The sequence below is a fragment of the Pseudomonas sp. SC3(2021) genome (genome assembly GCF_019856535.1).
Lineage (GTDB): Bacteria > Pseudomonadota > Gammaproteobacteria > Pseudomonadales > Pseudomonadaceae > Aquipseudomonas > Aquipseudomonas monsensis.
In genome coordinates this window covers 845295-863232 of sequence record NZ_CP082236.1, presented here as the reverse complement: position 1 = coordinate 863232, position 17938 = coordinate 845295, and the positions used below count along the sequence as shown (strand labels likewise).

At 57.6% G+C, this 17938-nt stretch carries 9 protein-coding genes, 2 tRNA genes, 2 rRNA genes and 1 pseudogene; 10 read left to right on the top strand and 4 right to left on the bottom strand.

Annotated features, from left to right (window positions below; all coding sequences use genetic code 11):
• Positions 1–3: 3 nt before the first annotated feature.
• The 10 genes from K5Y35_RS03955 to K5Y35_RS03910 all read left to right on the top strand — a co-directional run bounded on the left by K5Y35_RS03955 (position 4) and on the right by K5Y35_RS03910 (position 15441).
• A tRNA-Ile gene (locus tag K5Y35_RS03955) sits at positions 4–80 on the top strand.
• Positions 81–110: 30 nt separating this feature from the next.
• Positions 111–186 (top strand) — tRNA-Ala (locus tag K5Y35_RS03950).
• 246 nt (positions 187–432) lie between these two features.
• Positions 433–3320, top strand: a 23S ribosomal RNA gene (locus tag K5Y35_RS03945).
• A 150-nt stretch (positions 3321–3470) separates the two neighbouring features.
• Positions 3471–3586, top strand: a 5S ribosomal RNA gene (gene rrf / locus K5Y35_RS03940).
• A 153-nt stretch (positions 3587–3739) separates the two neighbouring features.
• Entirely contained in the window at positions 3740–7192 is a 3453-nt protein-coding gene (recC, locus tag K5Y35_RS03935; RefSeq protein WP_222833715.1) for an exodeoxyribonuclease V subunit gamma, read from the top strand.
• On the top strand, positions 7189–10878 hold the full coding sequence (gene recB, locus K5Y35_RS03930) for an exodeoxyribonuclease V subunit beta (RefSeq protein WP_222833714.1): 3690 nt from the start codon (positions 7189–7191) through the stop codon (positions 10876–10878). The genes recC and recB overlap by 4 nt, the downstream gene beginning before the upstream one ends.
• Complete coding sequence (gene recD, locus K5Y35_RS03925) at positions 10875–12983, top strand: exodeoxyribonuclease V subunit alpha (RefSeq protein WP_222833713.1); 2109 nt, start codon at positions 10875–10877, stop codon at positions 12981–12983. The genes recB and recD overlap by 4 nt, the downstream gene beginning before the upstream one ends.
• Positions 12984–13101: 118 nt before the next feature.
• Positions 13102–13677: a YfiR family protein gene (locus K5Y35_RS03920; RefSeq protein WP_222833712.1), complete on the top strand. Its 576-nt coding sequence runs from the start codon at positions 13102–13104 to the stop codon at positions 13675–13677.
• A complete protein-coding gene (locus tag K5Y35_RS03915; protein WP_222833711.1) occupies positions 13674–14942 on the top strand; it encodes a diguanylate cyclase domain-containing protein in 1269 nt (422 codons plus the stop codon). The genes K5Y35_RS03920 and K5Y35_RS03915 overlap by 4 nt, the downstream gene beginning before the upstream one ends.
• A 46-nt stretch (positions 14943–14988) precedes the next feature.
• On the top strand, positions 14989–15441 hold the full coding sequence (locus tag K5Y35_RS03910; RefSeq protein ID WP_222834434.1) for an OmpA family protein: 453 nt from the start codon (positions 14989–14991) through the stop codon (positions 15439–15441).
• Here K5Y35_RS03910 and K5Y35_RS27780 read toward each other — a convergent pair.
• From K5Y35_RS27780 to K5Y35_RS03895, 4 genes and pseudogenes are all read right to left on the bottom strand, one after another.
• Positions 15438–15575: pseudogene (locus tag K5Y35_RS27780) on the bottom strand (LysR family transcriptional regulator); the annotation flags it as partial. The gene K5Y35_RS03910 and the pseudogene K5Y35_RS27780 overlap by 4 nt on opposite strands.
• Before the next feature lie 112 nt (positions 15576–15687).
• On the bottom strand, positions 15688–16164 hold the full coding sequence (locus K5Y35_RS03905; RefSeq protein ID WP_123464401.1) for a hypothetical protein: 477 nt from the start codon (positions 16162–16164) through the stop codon (positions 15688–15690).
• Positions 16165–16207: 43 nt separating this feature from the next.
• Positions 16208–16564 (bottom strand): DUF6572 domain-containing protein, encoded by a 357-nt coding sequence (locus tag K5Y35_RS03900; protein ID WP_222833710.1) that lies wholly within the window; start codon positions 16562–16564, stop codon positions 16208–16210.
• Between the two features lie 10 nt (positions 16565–16574).
• Complete coding sequence (locus tag K5Y35_RS03895; protein ID WP_261991235.1) at positions 16575–17828, bottom strand: S-type pyocin domain-containing protein; 1254 nt, start codon at positions 17826–17828, stop codon at positions 16575–16577.
• Positions 17829–17938: the final 110 nt, after the last annotated feature.

Sequence of the window (17938 nt, the reverse complement as noted above, 5' to 3'; positions counted from 1 at the left end):
ATTGGGTCTGTAGCTCAGTTGGTTAGAGCGCACCCCTGATAAGGGTGAGGTCGGCAGTTCGAATCTGCCCAGACCCACCAATTTTGTGTGGGAAACGCCTGTAGAAATACGGGGCCATAGCTCAGCTGGGAGAGCGCCTGCCTTGCACGCAGGAGGTCAGCGGTTCGATCCCGCTTGGCTCCACCACTACTGCTTCTGAAGTTTGAAAGCTTAGAAATGAGCATTCCATCAGTGTGATGATGAATGTTGATTTCTAGTCTTTGACTAGTTCGTTCTTTAAAAATTTGGGTATGTGATAGAAAGATAGACTGAACGTTACTTTCACTGGTAACGGATCAGGCTAAGGTAAAATTTGTGAGTGACTCTTAAGAGTTTTGCGAATTTTCGGCGAATGTCGTCTTCACAGTATAACCAGATTGCTTGGGGTTATATGGTCAAGTGAAGAAGCGCATACGGTGGATGCCTTGGCAGTCAGAGGCGATGAAAGACGTGATAGCCTGCGAAAAGCTTCGGGGAGTCGGCAAACAGACTTTGATCCGGAGATGTCTGAATGGGGGAACCCAGCCATCATAAGATGGTTATCTTGTACTGAATACATAGGTGCAAGAGGCGAACCAGGGGAACTGAAACATCTAAGTACCCTGAGGAAAAGAAATCAACCGAGATTCCCTTAGTAGTGGCGAGCGAACGGGGACTAGCCCTTAAGTGGCTTTGAGATTAGCGGAACGCTCTGGAAAGTGCGGCCATAGTGGGTGATAGCCCTGTACGCGAAAATCTCTTAGTCATGAAATCGAGTAGGACGGAGCACGAGAAACTTTGTCTGAATATGGGGGGACCATCCTCCAAGGCTAAATACTACTGACTGACCGATAGTGAACTAGTACCGTGAGGGAAAGGCGAAAAGAACCCCGGAGAGGGAGTGAAATAGATCCTGAAACCGTATGCGTACAAGCAGTGGGAGCAGACTTTGTTCTGTGACTGCGTACCTTTTGTATAATGGGTCAGCGACTTATTTTCAGTGGCGAGCTTAACCGAATAGGGGAGGCGTAGCGAAAGCGAGTCTTAATAGGGCGTCTAGTCGCTGGGAATAGACCCGAAACCGGGCGATCTATCCATGGGCAGGTTGAAGGTTAGGTAACACTGACTGGAGGACCGAACCGACTACCGTTGAAAAGTTAGCGGATGACCTGTGGATCGGAGTGAAAGGCTAATCAAGCTCGGAGATAGCTGGTTCTCCTCGAAAGCTATTTAGGTAGCGCCTCATGTATCACTGTAGGGTAGAGCACTGTTTCGGCTAGGGGGTCATCCCGACTTACCAAACCGATGCAAACTCCGAATACCTACAAGTGCCGAGCATGGGAGACACACGGCGGGTGCTAACGTCCGTCGTGAAAAGGGAAACAACCCAGACCGTCAGCTAAGGTCCCAAAGTTATGGTTAAGTGGGAAACGATGTGGGAAGGCTTAGACAGCTAGGAGGTTGGCTTAGAAGCAGCCACCCTTTAAAGAAAGCGTAATAGCTCACTAGTCGAGTCGGCCTGCGCGGAAGATGTAACGGGGCTCAAACCATACACCGAAGCTACGGGTATCACCTTCGGGTGATGCGGTAGAGGAGCGTTCTGTAAGCCTGTGAAGGTGAGTTGAGAAGCTTGCTGGAGGTATCAGAAGTGCGAATGCTGACATGAGTAACGACAATGGGTGTGAAAAACACCCACGCCGAAAGACCAAGGTTTCCTGCGCAACGTTAATCGACGCAGGGTTAGTCGGTCCCTAAGGCGAGGCTGAAAAGCGTAGTCGATGGAAAACAGGTTAATATTCCTGTACTTCTGGTTATTGCGATGGAGGGACGGAGAAGGCTAGGCCAGCTTGGCGTTGGTTGTCCAAGTTTAAGGTGGTAGGCTGAGATCTTAGGTAAATCCGGGATCTTAAGGCCGAGAGCTGATGACGAGTTACCTTTCAGGTGACGAAGTGGTTGATGCCATGCTTCCAAGAAAAGCTTCTAAGCTTCAGATAATCAGGAACCGTACCCCAAACCGACACAGGTGGTTGGGTAGAGAATACCAAGGCGCTTGAGAGAACTCGGGTGAAGGAACTAGGCAAAATGGCACCGTAACTTCGGGAGAAGGTGCGCCGGTGAGGGTGAAGGACTTGCTCCGTAAGCTCATGCCGGTCGAAGATACCAGGCCGCTGCGACTGTTTATTAAAAACACAGCACTCTGCAAACACGAAAGTGGACGTATAGGGTGTGACGCCTGCCCGGTGCCGGAAGGTTAATTGATGGGGTTAGCTAACGCGAAGCTCTTGATCGAAGCCCCGGTAAACGGCGGCCGTAACTATAACGGTCCTAAGGTAGCGAAATTCCTTGTCGGGTAAGTTCCGACCTGCACGAATGGCGTAACGATGGCGGCGCTGTCTCCACCCGAGACTCAGTGAAATTGAAATCGCTGTGAAGATGCAGTGTATCCGCGGCTAGACGGAAAGACCCCGTGAACCTTTACTATAGCTTTGCACTGGACTTTGAATTTGCTTGTGTAGGATAGGTGGGAGGCTTTGAAGCGTGGACGCCAGTTCGCGTGGAGCCATCCTTGAAATACCACCCTGGCAACTTTGAGGTTCTAACTCAGGTCCGTTATCCGGATCGAGGACAGTGTATGGTGGGTAGTTTGACTGGGGCGGTCTCCTAAAGAGTAACGGAGGAGTACGAAGGTGCGCTCAGACCGGTCGGAAATCGGTCGTAGAGTATAAAGGCAAAAGCGCGCTTGACTGCGAGACAGACACGTCGAGCAGGTACGAAAGTAGGTCTTAGTGATCCGGTGGTTCTGTATGGAAGGGCCATCGCTCAACGGATAAAAGGTACTCCGGGGATAACAGGCTGATACCGCCCAAGAGTTCATATCGACGGCGGTGTTTGGCACCTCGATGTCGGCTCATCACATCCTGGGGCTGAAGCCGGTCCCAAGGGTATGGCTGTTCGCCATTTAAAGTGGTACGCGAGCTGGGTTTAGAACGTCGTGAGACAGTTCGGTCCCTATCTGCCGTGGACGTTTGAGATTTGAGAGGGGCTGCTCCTAGTACGAGAGGACCGGAGTGGACGAACCTCTGGTGTTCCGGTTGTCACGCCAGTGGCATTGCCGGGTAGCTATGTTCGGGAAAGATAACCGCTGAAAGCATCTAAGCGGGAAACTTGCCTCAAGATGAGATCTCACTGGAACCTTGAGTTCCCTGAAGGGCCGTCGAAGACTACGACGTTGATAGGTTGGGTGTGTAAGCGCTGTGAGGCGTTGAGCTAACCAATACTAATTGCCCGTGAGGCTTGACCATATAACACCCAAGCAATTTGCGTCGAAGAGACCAGATTGCGGTGTGTGAAGACGAAATGAACCGAAAGTTCGCGCAACTCACAAGACACCTGTATCACATACCCGATTTGCTGAAGCGAGGCCAAATGGTCACGAGTCAGTACCCGAATTTCTTGACGACCATAGAGCGTTGGAACCACCTGATCCCATCCCGAACTCAGAAGTGAAACGATGCATCGCCGATGGTAGTGTGGGGTTTCCCCATGTGAGAGTAGGTCATCGTCAAGATTAAATTCCGAAACCCCAATTGCGAAAGCAGTTGGGGTTTTGTTTTGCCCGCAGGAAAGTTCGTACAGCATTCACCGACTCCGTCCGGCTGTCACAACCTGCCGACAATGCTAAGGTTCTGCCCTGGCTTTCGTACTTTTCCAAGGAAACCCTATGCCGGACGCCCAGTCCCTCAACGCTGCATTCATGGTGGTTCAGAGCAACAGCCTGGACGAGCTACGCAGCCTTGTGGTCAGCATCATGCGGCGCTATCCGCTGGCACCCTTGGAGAATGAAATTGCTCTGGTGCAGAGCAACGGCATCGCTCAGTGGCTGAAGCTGGCCTTGGCCGAAGATCCCGAAGAGGATGATCTCGGCGGCTGCGGGATTGCTGCTGCCATTGATGTGCAATTGCCGGGCAGCTTCATGTGGCAGCTCTACCGCATGGTGTTGGGACGGGAGGAAATTCCTGCCAAATCCCTGCTCGACAAGGCCCCGCTGACATGGCGGCTCATGCGTTTGTTGCCGCAGGTCATCAATCGACCGCATTTCGAACCGCTACAACGTTTCCTCACCCACGACACCGACCTGCGCAAGCGCTATCAGCTGTCCGAACGTCTCGCGGATCTCTTTGACCAGTATCAGGTGTATCGTGCCGACTGGCTTGAGGATTGGGCTGAAGGGCGGCACCAGTTGCGTAACGTCAGAGGCGAGGTGAAGCCGCTGCCGCCGTCCAGTTGCTGGCAGGCCGAACTGTGGCGTGCGTTATTGGATGATGTCGGTGAGCAGGGCATGGCTCAAAGCCGGGCCGGCGTACACCAACGATTCATCGAGTGTATAAACAGGCTCGAGAAAGCGCCTGCCGGCTTACCCCCGCGAGTGATCGTTTTCGGGATTTCTTCGTTGCCGGCCCAGGTGCTTGAAGCACTGGCCGGACTCGCGCGTTTCAGTCAGGTCCTGCTGTGTGTGCATAATCCCTGCCGCCACCACTGGGCCGATATCGTCGCGGACAAAGACTTGCTGCGTCATCAATACAAGCGACAATCCCGCAAGAGCGGTATGCCCGTCGTACTGGATCCCGAAACCCTGCATCAGCATGCTCACCCGCTTCTGGCGGCGTGGGGCAAGCAAGGTCGTGACTACATCAATCTGCTCGATAGCTATGACGATCCCAACAGCTATCGCGCGGCCTTTCGCGACGGGCGTATCGACCTGTTCAGCGAAACCCGGCCACATAACCTGCTCAACCAGCTTCAGGACGATATCCTGGAATTACGGCCGCTCAATGAAACCCGCGAGCTTTGGCCCGCCGTCGATCTGACGCAAGACAAGTCGATCCGTTTTCACATTGCTCACAGTGCTCAACGTGAGGTGGAGATTCTTCACGATCAGCTATTGGCGCGTTTCAGTGCCAATCCGGATCTGCGCCCTCGAGACGTGATTGTGATGGTGCCGGATATCGACAGCTACGCGCCGCACATTCGCGCTGTGTTTGGTCAACTGGATCGGCACGATCCGCGGTTCATACCATTCACCCTGGCGGATCAGGGACAACGTGGACGCGATCCTTTGCTGATCGCCGTCGAACATCTGCTCAAACTGCCAGACAGCCGTTTCCCCGTCAGTGAAATCCTGGACCTGCTTGACGTTCCTGCACTGCGGGCCCGCTTCGGTGTGGAGGAGCGTGACCTGCCAACATTGCATCGCTGGATCGAAGGTGCCGGAGTGCGTTGGGGCATGAACGCCGAGCAGCGAGCGGGCCTGGGGTTACCGCAGGAACTGGAACAGAACAGCTGGCATTTCGGTCTGCGCCGAATGTTGCTGGGATACGCCGTCGGCAGTGCCAAAGCCTGCGCCGGTATCGAGCCCTACGACGAGATCGGTGGCCTGGATGCAGCATTGATCGGGCCCTTGGTAGCCTTGCTCGATGCGCTGGAGCTCGCCCACCAGGCGCTTATGCAACCCGCTCAACCCAAGGCTTGGGGGCAGCGCCTGCAAGCGTTGATGCAGGTGTTTTTCAAAGCCAGCAACGAACATGACGATTACTTGTTGACCCAACTGGAAGAGCTTCGTGAAACCTGGCTGGAGACGTGTGAAGCCGTAGGCCTGACAGATGACCTGCCGCTGACCGTCGTTCGTGAAGCCTGGCTGGCGGGGCTTGATCAGGGGCGCCTGTCTCAACGCTTCCTGGCCGGTGCAGTGAATTTTTGTACGTTGATGCCCATGCGGGCCATTCCTTTCAAACTGGTCTGCCTGTTGGGGATGAACGATGGGGACTACCCCCGCGCACAACCACCACTGGATTTCGATCTCATGGGCAGTGACTACCGGCCGGGTGATCGCTCCCGACGTGAGGATGATCGCTATCTTCTGTTGGAAGCACTTTTGTCTGCGCGCAATCAGCTCTATATCAGCTGGGTTGGTCGCAGTATTCGCGACAACAGTGAACGTCCCGCTTCAGTCCTGATCGGCCAGTTGCGCGACCATCTCGCAAGCGGTTGGCGATTGCCCGACGAGAACCAGGATCTACTTGGCGCCATGACTGAAGAGCATCCCTTGCAGCCATTCAGCGCGCGCTACTTTCATGAAGGCGACCCGTTGTTCAGCTATGCCAGCGAATGGCAGGTGTTGCACCAGCAGCATGAGCTGCAAAAGGATACCGAGTTGCTCGCCCCCTACACCCAAGAGGAGCCGTTGAGTCTGGCACTGTTGCAGGATTTCCTGCGCAATCCGGTTCGGCACTTTTTCACTCAGCGACTCAAAGTGTATTTCGAAGCAGCTGAAGCACCGCTGGCGGACGAAGAACCCTTCGTACTGGACGCACTGCAGCGCTACACACTCAGCGACAGTCTGCTCGAAGCTGCGATTAGCCAGCCGGACAACATTGATCAAGCGCTCGAAGCCCAGGCCCGGCGCCTGCAAAACAGCGGACTGTTGCCAATGGCGGGTTTTGGCGAGTGTCTGCAACGCGAATTGATCGAACCACTTCCGGACTTGCTGCAGCGCTATCAACAACTGCTGACGCTCTGGCCAACGCCGCTCACCAGCGCAATACCGGTCAATCTGGAGTTAAAGGGGGTGCGTCTGGAAGGCTGGCTTGCGGGATTGCATCAACGTGCCGATGGTGGTGTCTTGTCGGTCACCACCATTCCCAACAGCATTGGCTCGATCAAAAGCCGCAAATGGCATCGGTTGACCAAACCGTGGGTCAATCACGTCGTGGCCTGTGCCAGCGCAATTCCATTGACCACTGCATTGGTGGCGAGTGACGACACGCTGCTGCTGGAGCCGCTGGATCAGGACAGAGCCACTCGCTTGCTCGCCGATCTGCTCCTGGCCTGGCAGGCGGGCATGCGACAACCTCTGCCGATCGCCGTAAAGACCGCGTTCGCCTGGTTATCCCAGTCCGATCCGCTGAAAGCCGAGGCGGCTGCCCGTAAAGCTTACGAAGGCGATGGCCTGGACAACAAGGGCGAACGCGGCGAAAGCCCTGCGCTATTTCGCCAATACACTGACTTCGTTGCATTGCTGACCGACGAGACTTTCTCTGGTTGGTGTGATGTCTTGTATCGACCTCTGTTTGAAGCGCCTTGGCGCTCATTGGCCAGTGAAGGGGCGCGCCCATGAGTTCGAAGACTCCTCTTGCACTGGCCTTCCCGCTGCGCGGTAGCCAACTGATCGAAGCCAGCGCCGGCACTGGTAAAACCTTCACCATTTCTGCGCTCTATCTGCGGCTTATTCTGGGGCACGGCGGTGAGGCGAACGGGTTCAGTCGCGAGCTGTTGCCGCCGCAGATTCTTGTGGTGACTTTCACCGACGCGGCAACCAAAGAGTTGCGCGAGCGGATTCGCACGCGTCTGGCCGAGGCCGCGCGCTTCTTCCGCGACGAGACACCTGCGCCCGATGGACTGATCGCCGAATTGCGCGATCAGTTTGATCCGCAGCAATGGCCAGGATGCGCCAACCGCCTCGATATCGCGGCGCAATGGATGGACGAAGCCGCGGTGTCCACCATCCACAGCTGGTGTCAGCGCATGCTGCGGGAACATGCGTTCGACAGTGGCAGCCTGTTTACGCAATCGCTGGAAACCGATCACAGCGAATTGCTGGGAGAGGTGTTGCGCGATTACTGGCGGTTGTTCTGCTACCCGATGCAGGGCGACGCGCTGAACTGGGTTCGCAGTCATTGGGGCGGGCCGGCGGCGTTGTTGCCTCGTGTACGAGGCTTGTTCGCCAGTGCACGCGACAGCGACGAAGGCAAGGCTCCGGCGGAGTTGATCGACGAGTGCTTGCAGGAACGCCGGGTTGCGTTGCTTGAATTGAAAATGCCCTGGCGTGAGTGGGCGGACGAGCTGTTGGCCATCTGTCATGAAGGCGTCGCGAGCAAGACCGTCGACGGCCGCAAGATGCAGGCACGTTATTTTGAACCGTGGTTCGAGAAGCTCAAGGCCTGGGCCGAAGATGAGTCCGTGGAACAGCTGGACATCGGCACCGGCTTCACGCGGCTGACCCCCGACGGCATGGCCGAAGCCTGGAAAGGCCAGGCGCCGAGCCATCCGGGACTGGACGCGATGTCGGATCTCAAATCGAGTCTCGATGCCTTGCCGACCCCCGACGCCGCAGTGCTGCAGCATGCAGCCCGATGGGTCGGCGCGCGCTTCGAAGAAGAGAAGCGGCGCCGCGCCGAAATGGGCTTTGACGACATGTTGCTGCGCCTTGATGCGGCGCTCCAGGCCGAGGGCGGCGAGCGTCTGGCGACGCTGATCCGCGAACAGTTTCCGGTCGCACTGATCGATGAGTTCCAGGACACCGATCCGGTGCAGTACCGAATCTTCGAGAGCATCTATCGCATTGAAGAGAACAGCCCTGACACCGGTCTGTTTCTGATCGGCGATCCCAAGCAGGCGATTTACGCTTTTCGCGGTGCAGACATCTACACCTATCTGCGCGCCCGGCAGGCCACTACGGGGCGTCTGCATACGCTGGGTACCAACTTCCGTTCCAGTCATGGCATGGTGCAGGCGGTCAACCATGTCTTCGAGCGTGCGGAAACCCGGGTGCTGGGGCGTGGTGCGTTTCTGTTCCGGGAGAAAAGTGGTGAAAATCCGGTTCCGTTTCAACCGGTCGAATCTCAGGGACGTAAAGAGCATCTACAGATCGCCGGAGCGAGTGTCGCGGCGTTGAATATCTGGCACCTGTCCACCGACCAGCCACTGTCGGGCGCGGTGTATCGTCAGCAATTGGCGACGGCCTGCGCCAGTGAAATAACCGCGCTGCTCAATGGCGGGCAAACCGCTCAGGCCGGGTTCGTGCAGGAGGGCAAAGACTTCAGGGGATTACGGCCTTCCGACATTGCGATCCTCGTTCGTGACGGCAAAGAGGCACAGGCCGTGCGTGCCGAGCTCGCCGCTCGTGGTGTGCGTAGCGTTTATTTGTCCGACAAGGACTCGGTATTCGCTGCGCAAGAGGCGCACGACCTGTTGTCCTGGCTCAAGGCCTGCGCCGAACCTGATGTCGAGCGTTCGCTGAAAGCCGCGCTGGCCTGCATCACGTTAAATCTGCCGTTGGCCGAACTGGAGCGTCTGAATCAGGACGAACTGGTTTGGGAAAACCGCGTCATGCAGTTCCGTGGCTATCGCGAGCTCTGGCGCAAGCAAGGCGTGCTGCCAATGTTGCGGCGCCTGCTGCACGACTTCCATTTGCCGCAGATCCTGATGACGCGCAGTGATGGCGAGCGCGTGCTGACCAACCTTTTGCACTTGTCGGAGTTGATGCAGCAGGCCGCAGCCGAACTGGATGGCGAGCAAGCGCTGATCCGTCATCTGGCCGAGCTGTTGGCATTGTCCGGTCAGGCCGGTGAAGAGCAGATTCTGCGTCTGGAAAGTGACGAGCAACTGGTCAAGGTCGTGACCATTCACAAGTCGAAAGGTCTTGAATACCCGTTGGTCTTTCTGCCGTTTATCTGCTCGGCGAAGCCGGTGGATGGCAGTCGGTTGCCGCTGCATTACCACGACGCCTCGGGCAAGGCCCAGGTCAGTCTCAAACCCACTGCCGAACTGATTACCCAAGCGGATGAGGAACGTCTGGCTGAAGACTTGCGCCTGCTCTATGTCGCTCTGACCCGGGCACAACATGCCTGCTGGCTGGGCGTGACGGATCTCAAACGCGGCAATAACAACAGTTCCGTGCTGCATCTTTCGGCGCTGGGTTATTTACTGGGTGGCGGCGCTTTACTGGGGGAATCGACGCAACTGAACCGCTGGCTGCATGACCTGCAACAGGACTGCCCGGCAATCAGCATCGGTGAAATGCCCGACGCCACCGCCGAACATTATCTGCCGCCGCGTAATGAGGCCATCCTCAGTGCCACGCTGTTGCCCAGACGCAAGGCCAGTGAAAACTGGTGGATTGCGTCCTACAGCGCCTTGCGTATCAGTGATGTGCTGAGTGTCGGTAGCGACGAGGCGCCGGACAGTCCGCAAGCGCAAAAGCTGTTCGATGACGAACGCCTCGACCCTGACGCCCCGCGAGAAATCATTGCCGGTGGTGCCGACATTCACCGCTTCCCGCGTGGCCCCAATCCCGGGACGTTTCTCCACGGTTTGCTCGAATGGGCGGGGGATGAGGGATTTACGGTTGCCCGCGAGGCGCTGGAAGACGCGATTGCGCGGCGCTGCAACCTGCGTGGCTGGGAGGGCTGGATCAACACCCTGAGTGACTGGTTGCAGCATCTGCTCAAATCCCCGCTACCGATTGGCGGTGAACAGCCACCGGTCATTCTCGAGCAGTTGCAACAATACCGGGTCGAGATGGAATTCTGGTTCGCCAGCCACAAGGTCGATGTGCTCAAGCTCGACGAGCTGGTGCGTCAGTACACCCACAAGGGCGTGGCCCGGGTGGGCGCCGAAGCGGTGCAGCTCAATGGCATGTTCAAAGGCTTCATCGACCTGACCTTCGAACACGAAGGCCGTTATTACGTGGCCGATTACAAATCCAACTGGCTGGGCGTGGATGATCTCGCCTACACCGAGCAAGCCATGGAGCAGTCGATTCTCGACAATCGCTACGACCTGCAATACGTCTTGTACCTGCTGGCCTTGCATCGCCAGCTCAAGGCGCGGCTACCCGACTATGATTACGACCGGCATGTGGGAGGCGCGGTGTACCTGTTCCTGCGCGGTACCCGTGCTGCCAGTCGCGGCGTGTATTTTGCGCGGCCACCCCGGGAGCTGATCGAGCGTCTTGACCGAATGTTCCAGGGCAAGCCCGAACCCAAGGCCGAACCCGCATGGGAACAGGGAGTCCTGCTATGAGCCGCACCTTCGCCGATCTTTTGCCGACGCCACTGGCAGCCGACAGTCTGTCCGCACTCTCGCCGCTGACCAGCGCCGATGATTTGTTGTTGCTGATCACCCGATGGGTCGAGCGCGGCTGGCTGCGCTCACTGGATAAGGCCTTCGTGGCCTTTCTGCATGAACTGGAGCCAGATACCGATCCACTGGTGCTGCTCGCGGCGGCACTTACCAGTCATCAGCTTGGCCATGGTCACGTTTGTCTGGATCTGTTCGAAACCCTCAAAGCGCCGGATTTTGCGCTGTCGCTACCGCCCGAAGGCGATGTGCAAGGTGGCGTGCTGTTGCTGCCCTCGCAATTGCTTGAAGCGCTCGACGGCGCGCATTGGTGCAAGGTTCTGGCGGGCAGCCCCTTGGTAGCACTGGCTGCCGACAGCGGTGAATCAGCGCAGCAACGGCCGTTGGTGCTGTCTTCGAAACGCTTGTACTTGCGGCGCTATTGGGCGTACGAGCGCCGTATTGATCTGGCGTTGCGTCAGCGTCTTGCCCAGGCTGAGGCGACACCGGTTGATCTGCCGCAACGACTCGATGAGCTGTTCGGATCCGCCGGAACCGGCGACATGATCGACTGGCAGAAACTCGCCTGTGCCCTGGCAACGCGCGGTGCTTTCAGCATCGTCACGGGCGGACCGGGCACCGGCAAGACCACTACGGTGGTGCGCTTGCTCGCGTTGCTTCAGGCGCCGGCAGTGGAGGCCGGGCACCCGCTGCGGATCCGACTGGCCGCTCCGACGGGCAAGGCAGCGGCACGCTTGACCGAGTCGATCAGTCAGCAGGTGCAATCGCTGAAAGTCGCCGAAGCGGTGCGAGAGAAAATCCCCTGCGACGTGACCACGGTGCACCGCTTGCTCGGCAGCCGTCCCGGCACCCGACACTTTCGTCATCATGCCGGCAACCGCTTGCCGTTGGATGTGCTGGTGGTCGATGAAGCGTCGATGATCGACCTGGAAATGATGGCCAATCTGCTCGATGCCTTGCCCGCCCATGCGCGCCTGGTGTTGCTGGGTGACAAGGATCAACTGGCCTCGGTGGAGGCTGGTGCAGTGCTCGGCGATCTGTGTCGCGACGCCGAGGGCGGGTGGTACAGCCCGCAGACCCGGCAGTGGCTGGAGGCCGTCAGCGGTGAGTCCTTGCAGGGCAGCGGTTTGCATGAAGACGTCGATGGCTCGCATCCGCTGGCACAGCAAGTGGTGATGTTGCGCCACTCACGGCGTTTCGGCGAGGGCAGCGGCATTGGCCAGCTCGCCCGCCGGGTCAATCAGCAACTGCCGGACGAGGCCCGTGAGTTGCTGCAAACGAAGCACTATGACGATGTGTTTTCGTTGCGCCTGGCCGGCGAAAACGATCACAAGCTGGAGCGCCTGCTGCTCGAAGGTCACGGCGATGGCCCACAAGGTTATCGACATTACCTGAGTGTGCTGCGCCATCAGCGTCCGCCGTTGGGCAGGCCACTGGAGCATCCGGACTGGACCGTCTGGGCCCGTGAAGTCTTGCAGGCGTTCGATGCCTTCCAGTTGTTGTGCGCGGTGCGTAAAGGTCCCTGGGGTATCGAAGGGTTGAACCAGCGCATCACGGCGGCGTTGCTCAAGGCGCGCCTGATCGAGAGTGACCAGCAATGGTACGAAGGTCGCCCCGTCCTGATGACCCGCAACGATTACGGACTGGGCTTGATGAATGGTGACATCGGCATCGCCCTGAAGCTGCCCGAACGTGAGGGGCCGGATGCCGGTAAACCGGTGCTGCGCGTGGCGTTCCCGCGCAATGATGGCCAGGGCGGGGTGCGTTTCGTGCTGCCAAGCCGGCTCAACGATGTTGAAACCGTGTATGCCATGACTGTGCACAAGTCCCAGGGCTCGGAGTTTGCCCATACTGCGCTGATCCTGCCGGATGCCCTGAATCCGGTACTGACCAAGGAACTGATCTACACCGGGATTACGCGTGCCAAGCACTGGTTCACCCTGATCGAACCGCGTGCCGGGGTCTTTGAAGAGGCGGTGCAGCGCAAGGTCAAACGCCTGAGCGGATTGATGCTGGAGCTGGAGGAGGGCAGTAAGGGGCGGCGATGAAGTAGCGGTGATCAGCTGTAATTACTGACCAAGCGGTCAGAGGTCGATGCCTCGCTGGTGTTTCCCTGCTGTGCTATCGTTGCGGCATCATTTCGGTACGGTCCAAGAGAATCCCTGCATGAAGGTGTCTGTCTGGGCGGCAGAGCGCGTAACGGGCTGCAAGCACACGTTGCTTGTCGGTCTGCTCTGGTTGTTGACGGGCGTTGCCGTTGCGCAAACGCAAGCGCCGACGGGCATGGCTGAACAACGGGCAAAATCCGTCACTCAGGTCGTTCTTGGCATCCTCAGCTACGCACGCTGGCCGGTGGAACCTGCGCAGTTGCGCCTGTGCATCGTCGGCCCCACCGAATACACCGATGATCTGGTCAAAGGCACCACCCAGGCCACGGGCCGTCCCGTTGTCGTCCGGCGACTGCTCGCAGACAACCCGGCCATCGTCAGCGAATGCGACGCGGTGTACATCGGCAAACTCACCACGGATGAACGCAGCCGACTGTTCACTTCGCTGATCGGCCATCCGGTGCTGAGCATCAGCGAAGGCGGCGACCAATGCACGGTCGGCAGCCTGTTCTGCCTGCGGGTGGGCGATGAGCAAGTGTCGTTCGAGGTCAACCTCGACTCCGTTGCCCGCAGCGGCGTGCGCATTCATCCCAGCGTGCTGCAGTTGTCGCGCCGCAAACCGGCGGCCCCATGAAGTTGTTCAAACCTGGCAGCCGCCCAACCCTGGGTTCGGTGATTGGCCGAGGGCATTTGATTGTCGCACTGGTCGGCGTGGCGATGGCCAGTGTGTCGCTGACCTTTCTCGGCGTGCTGGCGTTGCGGGTCTACGCCGACCACAACCTGCACCTGATCGCCCGCTCGATCAGTTACACCGTCGAGGCGGCCGTCGTCTTCAACGACAAGTCTGCCGCAACCGAAGCGCTGGCCTTGATCGCCTCCACCGAAGAGGTGGCAGATGCTCAGGTGCTGGACGCGACAGGCCAGTTGCTCGCCCATTGGCAGCGTCCGGAAAACGGTCTGTTTTCCGGTTTGGAAATGCAAATTACCCGCGCCGTACTGGAACGGCCGATCAACCTGCCGATCATGCATCAGGATCGGGAGATCGGTCATATTCTGCTCACCGGTCACGGCGGCAGCCTGATGCGGTTTCTGTTGAGCGGTCTGGCCGGGATTTTTCTGTGTACCGCGATCAGTGCCTGGGTGGCGCTGTACCTGGCGCGTCGACAGTTGCGTGCGATCACCGGCCCGTTGCGCCGCCTCGCCGATGTAGCTCACGCCGCTCGCAGCGAACGGGCACTGGATCGCCGCGTACCGCCGGCGCAGATCGCCGAACTGGACAACCTCGGCAACGACTTCAACGCTTTGCTCGGCGAACTCGAATCCTGGCAAAGCCACCTGCAAAGCGAAAACGAAACCCTTGCCCACCAGGCCAGCCACGACAGCCTCACTGGTCTGCCGAACCGTGCCTTTTTCGAGGGCCGTCTGATTCGGGCCTTGCGCAATGCCGGCAAGCTCAACGAGCGGGTGGCCGTGCTGTTTCTCGACAGTGATCGCTTCAAAGGCATCAATGACAACTTCGGTCATGCTGCCGGCGACGCGGTGTTGGTGGCGATCGCTAACCGGGTCCGCGCGCAACTGCGTGAAGAGGATCTGGTGGCGCGTCTGGGCGGTGACGAGTTCGCCGTGTTGCTCACTCCGCTGCACAGGATCGAAGACGCCGAGCGCATTGGCGACAAGATCCTCGCCAGCATGGACATGCCGATTGCGCTGCCGGGCGAAACCAGTGTCGTGACCTCACTCAGTATCGGCATCGCGGTTTATCCCGACCATGGCGCCACACCCGGTGCGCTGCTAAATGCCGCTGACGCGGCGATGTATCAGGCCAAGCGCCTGTCACGTGGCGCCCAATTCACGGCCGGGTCGGAGCACCCGGCCGATCCCATTCAAACCAGGAGCTAATCCCGTGTTCAAACTTCCCGTTCGATTGTTTTCCGCCGTGTTGCTGATGGCCCTACTGGCCCTGACCGGCTGCCAGACCGCCCCGCAAAAAGGCCTGACCCCGGCACAAGTCGCGGTACTCAAACAACAGGGCTTTGAGCTGACCGATGAGGGCTGGGAGTTTGGCCTGTCCGGCAAGGTGCTGTTTGGCAGCGACGTCGAAAGCCTGAACAGCCAGAGCACGGAAATCGTCGAGCGCATTGGCAAGGCCTTGCTGGGCGTCGGCATCGAGCGGGTGCGGGTTGATGGCCACACCGATGCGTCGGGCAAGGAAGTCTACAACCAGCAACTGTCGCTGCGTCGTGCGAAAAGTGTCGCCAACGTCTTGCTCACAGTCGGCATGAAGCAAGAAAACATCCAGCTGCAGGGCCTGGGCAGCAAAGAGCCTGTGGCGTCCAACGATACGGCGGCCGGTCGCACGGAAAACCGCCGGGTCTCGATTGTGGTCAGCGCCGACTAGTCGGCGAACCGCATCTCCCGAGTTTGCCCCATCAGCAGACCCTTATTGCGCTGGGGCACTTCGCGGAAGTCATCCCACAACAGGGTAATCCGCTTCAACTTCCTGAGATCCGCCCGGTGGTGCATCCAGAACTTCAAGGAGCTCAGGCTCATTCAATGATTACGGGGGGAACCGCCGTCGGTATTCTTGAAGTTCGACCTTTTGTTAAACCACGGTCGACAATCCTTTTGTATGTGCCGGCTGTCGCTACAGCACAGCATCTCTATCATTCAACGCGATTTCGATCACCTGCTCTGGGGATAGTCGCTGTGGGTAATCTGCTTCATCGAAGTATTCGTCTGGCCAGAAGATCAGATCGGATATGCGTTCATGGGGTATGTTGATTGCCAACATGCTCAACCAGAACTCGACTTCATGGTCAGCGCCAACACCCTCCATGACCCTTCGAGCCAACTCAACCAACTCTTGCTTGGTCACGTCTGCCACGCGCCGCTCATAAGGTGTTGCTAAGACCTTGCGAACCCATGTGTCGTGAGATTGCCCGCCATAGATTCCCTGAAAGTCGATGAACTCAAGTGCGGTCATTGCTTCCCGGTTGAATGCAGCCACCTGACTCTGGGTTTGTTCTTCGTGCCCGCAATCAATTTCTTCTGCAAGCATCGTCAATCGAGCAACCAAGGGTTCATCCAGCACCGGTGGCATTAAGTCAGGGCGAAGCTTCATAGTTTTCTCCTTGAGCAATCCGCTAGCCTTTGGACACGGGTAGTCACATTTTGCGAATTTTCTCGCTTTCTTTCAGCACGAACTCAAAGCCGATACCTGCACTTTTCAGAAGGTCAGTGACTCGGTCTACAAAGGTTTCGCCTTGTGCTGGCAGCTCATACAAACCGTTAACTCGGATGATTGGTAGCTTGTCTTTCGCTGGCGGGTAGCTTTCCAGCAGCTCTCCGCTCTCAATGAAAGCAACGTAACTGTTGATCTTTTCTTGAAGCAGTAGCAGGTGTTCGCCTTGTTGCGCTTTATCACCCCACTCAAGGTGGTCAGTGATTACCAAAATAACGTTTTCAGGCTCCCACTCGGGCACCGCAATAATATCGACGACTTTTGTTTCGGTGATGGACATGTCTGCTCCCTCAGAGGGTTGGGTCGGGTCGAATGATGTCAATTCTTGTAGGTGGAATTCTGGTGCCTCCGGGGAAGCCGGGTTTTCCTTTACCTACAACCGTACCCCCCGTTTTCTCAATTTCAGAAAAGGCCGATTTCTGATTCTTGGTCAATGGCGCTGTATCGGATGATTTGCATTCGACACATGAGATTTCACCGTCAGCGTCTCGCCCAATCATATCAACTCGGGTTTTAACTCCGTTGTCGGCTTTAATTGTAATCTCGCGGGCTGCCTCGGGTCTGGTTTTGCTGTACTCCTCGAAGGATTCGTCTTCGTACTCTTTGCCTCTCTGCTTGTTCTTTTGCAGTTGCGTGCTAAGCACGATGTAGAGTGGCTCAATGCCCGAGTCAGGGAACCAGATAATCGCATCCTGGAACTCAGGAGGATGTGCAGGGTTTGCCAACACCGAGTCAGACCGTGCTGTCGGCGGATACACCCAGGCAGATGGCAACTGTGGGGCACCTTCAAGTGCAGGAATACCCAGTACACCATCACCACTTTCTGTTGGCGTCCATGTCAGGCCAATTCCGTTGCCAATGTCAGCAACGTATTTCTCCCCGACCTTCTCGCCCCTGATGACTGGAACGTTTTCCCATTCCGGTTTACCACCCGTGTAGAAGCCATAAACGTCAACGGAGCCGTCCGGCAACGTCTTCACGTTGAAACGGACACGAGAGCGGCCAGTTTCAAGCGTTGCGTACTGATCGTTCGTGTAGAAGGCGCTGTCTGGGGAAATGCGGGTGTTTGGTATCAGCATCCCAACCATGCCCGTTACGAAGCCCGCAGCAACCACACTTGTTCCTGTCAGTAGACCCAGTGACAGTGACCCGCCAAGACGTTGAGCAATTGCACTGCCGTTGGCAGACCCTGCCACCAGTTGCAGTGGGGTGCCTTGTGCTGTGATTGCTGCGCCGGTGCCAAGCACAGCCCACAGTCCGTATTCGGCCAGTTTTTCAACAGGTACAAACCCGGATGGGTTGTTGTGATTGATCACGCCGTCGGGAAGGTTACAACTCTTGGCAAAGACGCATCCGCGTGGTGCCACTTCATCCCGCTTTTTAATCGCATTCCTGCGTGCGTCCGCTTCCCGCTCGTTCCTTTCGTTCGCCGTCACTGTTCTGCCCCAAGCGGCCTGCACTGCCTCTGTCGCCTCTGCATGTCGCCTGTTGCTGTCTATCCCGTTACATCCTCGATAATTCGGGAACAGGTTTTCAACCGCCATAACATCCCTTGTGCAAATTGGCGATCCTTCGCCATTGAAGTGCGACAGGACGCTACTCCAAGGGTGTTTGGCGTGTATGTAGGGCGCTTCCCAAAGTTCTGAAAAATCTT